Annotated in this window: 2 protein-coding genes and 1 pseudogene; all 3 read right to left on the bottom strand. The window is 71.9% G+C overall.

Features of this window, described 5'->3' with window-relative positions; all coding sequences use genetic code 11:
* Positions 1–659: 659 nt before the first annotated feature.
* The gene (gene phoH2 / locus AB0J52_RS33010) at positions 660–2,090 is read right to left on the bottom strand and encodes an RNA 5'-3' helicase PhoH2 (RefSeq protein ID WP_500186772.1); all 1,431 of its coding nucleotides are present in this window, start codon (positions 2,088–2,090) and stop codon (positions 660–662) included.
* A gap of 132 nt (positions 2,091–2,222) precedes the next feature.
* Positions 2,223–3,095: an isoprenyl transferase gene (locus AB0J52_RS33005; protein ID WP_500186771.1), complete on the bottom strand. Its 873-nt coding sequence runs from the start codon at positions 3,093–3,095 to the stop codon at positions 2,223–2,225.
* 45 nt (positions 3,096–3,140) lie between these two features.
* Positions 3,141–3,374: pseudogene (locus tag AB0J52_RS33000) on the bottom strand (hypothetical protein); the annotation flags it as partial.

Raw genomic sequence — 3,374 nt, 5'->3', positions numbered from 1 at the left:
CACGACGCTGTTCGGTTCGCTCGGAGCCGACCGGTCCGGACGGCGCGGAGGCGCCGGACGGCACGGGACCGCCCTGTCCGAGGGGGTCGGGGCTGTGTCGATCGTCTCGCCAAGAGGAGCCGAAACGGTCTCCGGACAAGGCGGTCCTTCCGACGGTCGGCCGCACATGGACGCGCGGACGAGGCTCTCACCCCTGGGCCGTCGCGGGGCCCGCCGACGGCGCTGCCCCGGCCCGGAGCGGCGCGGGACGGGGCGCTTCAGGGGATCGCCCGCCGTCCGCACACCGCTCGGGGGTGCTTACGGGGACACACAATGCCTGACTTGATCGGGTGGTTCGCAACCAAATCGAGATTGATGGTCTTTCTGGGCCCCTTGTCAACTCGTCCCCGAAATGGCCCGATGCGCCGTGAGAGCTGGGGTTCTTTATGTTCTCCATAGGTTCTGTGACGTTCGTCACATACGCACGGTGTGATGTTTACTGATCACTTTGCGTAGAGAACAGGAGGACGCTCCGGCGGTATCGAACCCGCCGGAGCGTCCACCGCGAGTCACCCGGCGGTCACCCGCCGTCCCCGCATCGGCTTCACCGCATCGGCCCGCCGCTTCGGCTCGGCCCGCCGCTTCGGCTCGGCCCGCCGCTTCGACTCACCGCGGCGCGGTCACCCCACGTCGCCCACTCCCCCGACGTCGCCGAGCATGTCCGTCACCAGAGCCGCGATCGGCGAGCGCTCCGAGCGCGTCAGGGTCACGTGCGCGAACAGCGGATGCCCCTTCAGCCGTTCCACGACGGCCGCCACGCCGTCGTGGCGTCCGACCCGCAGGTTGTCGCGCTGCGCCACGTCGTGCGTGAGGACGACGCGCGAACCGGCCCCGATCCGCGACAGGACGGTCAGCAGCACGCCCCGCTCGAGCGACTGCGCCTCGTCCACGATGACGAACGCGTCGTGCAGCGACCGGCCGCGGATGTGGGTGAGCGGAAGCACCTCCAGCATCCCCCGGTCGAGCACCTCCTCGATGACCTCGGGCGTGGTCACGGCCGACAGGGTGTCGTAGACGGCCTGCGCCCACGGCGACATCTTGTCGTTCTCGGTGCCCGGCAGGTAGCCGAGCTCCTGCCCGCCGACCGCGTACAGCGGGCGGAACACCACGACCTTGCGGTGCGCCCGCCGCTCCAGGACGGCCTCCAGCCCCGCGCACAGCGCGAGCGCGGACTTGCCGGTGCCGGCCCGCCCGCCGAGCGAGACGATGCCGACCGACTCGTCCATGAGCAGGTCGAGCGCGACGCGCTGCTCGGCCGACCGGCCGCGCAGCCCGAACACCTCGCGGTCGCCCCGGACCAGCCGGACGGACTTGTCGGGCGCGGTGCGCGCCAGCGCGGAGCCGCGCTCCGACAGCAGCCGCAGCCCGGTGTGGCAGGGCAGGTCGCGGGCCTCCTCCAGGTCGGTGTGCCCGTCCTCGTACAGCTCCTCGACGGCCGCCGCCGGGACCTCGATCTCGCGCATCCCGGTCCAGCCGGACTCGACGACCGCCAGCTCGGCCCGGTACTCCTCGGCCGCCAGCCCCACCGCCGACGCCTTGACCCGCATCGGCAGGTCCTTGGAGACCAGCACCACCTCGCGGCCCTCGCGGGCCAGCCAGCTCGCGACCGACAGGATGCGGGTGTCGTTGTCGCCGAGCCGGAACCCGTCCGGCAGCACCGACGGGTCGGAGTGGTTCAGCTCGACCCGCAGCGTGCCGCCGAGCTCGCCGATGGGCAGCGCCTCGTCCAGCCGGCCGTGGGTGAGCCGCAGGTCGTCCAGGGTGCGCAGCGCCTGGCGGGCGAAGTAGCCGAGTTCGGGATGGTGCCGCTTGCCCTCCAGCTCGGAGATGACGACGATCGGAAGCACGACCTCGTGCTCGGCGAACCGGGTCATCGCCCCCGGGTCGGCGAGCAGGACACTGGTGTCGAGGACGTAGGTGCGCCGGTCCGGGGAACCGCCCGGAACGCCCGGCGCACCGCCGTCGCGGTCGCCCGGAGCTTCGGTGGAACGGTTTCCGGACGGTCCGGCGAGCTCGCCGGACCCGGGACGGCGCGGGAGGGATGTGGCCACTCGATCTCCCTGATCGTGGGGGATGAACTCGTGGCGCGGCGGTCCGCCTCCGGGACACGCCGGAACCGGCCACCGGGGACGGTGGCCGGGGACGTGCCCGAGGCGGTGATCGCGAAGGTGGGACGGCGACCGTCAGGAACCGTAGCGCCGGTGCCGCGCGGCGTAGGAGCGCAGGGCCCGCAGGTAGTCCACCTTGCGGAAGTCCGGCCAGTGGACCTCGCAGAAGTAGAACTCCGAGTGCGCGCTCTGCCACAACATGAAGCCGGAGAGCCGCTGCTCACCCGACGTGCGGATGACCAGGTCGGGATCCGGCTGGCCGCGCGTGTAGAGATGCTCGGCGATGTGCTCGACGTCGAGGATCTCTGCGAGCTCCTCGATGCTGGTGCCCTTACCCGCCTGCTCGATGAGCAGTGAGCGCACCGCATCAGCGATCTCACGTCTACCTCCATACCCAACCGCGACGTTCACAATCAGGCCGGGACGGTCAGATGTCTCTTCACCGGCCTTCTTGAGGACCAACGCGGTCTTGTCGGGCAGGAGGTCGAGCGCGCCGACGGGCTTGACGTGCCATCCCTCGGCGGCCAGCCCCACGACGGTGTTCTCGATGATGCGCAGCAGCGGGTCGAGCTCGGCCGCCGGGCGCGACAGGTTGTCGGTGGACAGCAGCCAGAGCGTGACGACCTCGACGCCGGCCTCGGTGGACCAGTGCAGCAGGTCGGAGATCTTGTCGGCGCCGCGCTGGTGGCCGCGGTTCACGTCGTCCATGCCCATCGCGCGGGCCCAGCGGCGGTTGCCGTCCAGGATCACGCCGACGTGGCGGGGGACGACCTCGTTCGGGATGTACCGCTCCACGCGCCGCTCGTAGAGCCGGTAGGCGACGTCGCGGAGCCCCGTGTAGGGGGCGCTGTGCCGGATCGCGCCGATCAGGCCGTCCTCGGCCGGGGCGCGGCGCGGACGGTGCCGCCGGATGGCCCGGATCGTCCGGGACCTCCGCTCGTCGGCCATGTGGGGGCACCTCCTCGCGCGACCGTTCCTTGACGGAAAGGACGCTCAATTATGACCCACGGTTGGCCCGAGACGATCTGCCTCGGCGAGCAGATCCGCCAGGAACTCGGCGAGCTGCCCCGCCGTGAGGACGGCCCGGACCCCCCGCCCGCCCGCGCCCCACGCCTCCAGGACCGCCCGCCGGGCGAGCCGCCACCGGCCGTCCGGCGACCGGTGCGGGCCCACCCACGCCGCAATGTACACCGCCAAGCGCACCGTCCCGGCCCGCCTGGTCGTCGT

It is taken from the genome of Spirillospora sp. NPDC049652 (genome assembly GCF_040675125.1).
GTDB lineage: Bacteria > Actinomycetota > Actinomycetes > Streptosporangiales > Streptosporangiaceae > Spirillospora.
Note: the sequence above shows the minus strand (reverse complement) of the source record. Positions and strands in the feature narration are given on the sequence as shown.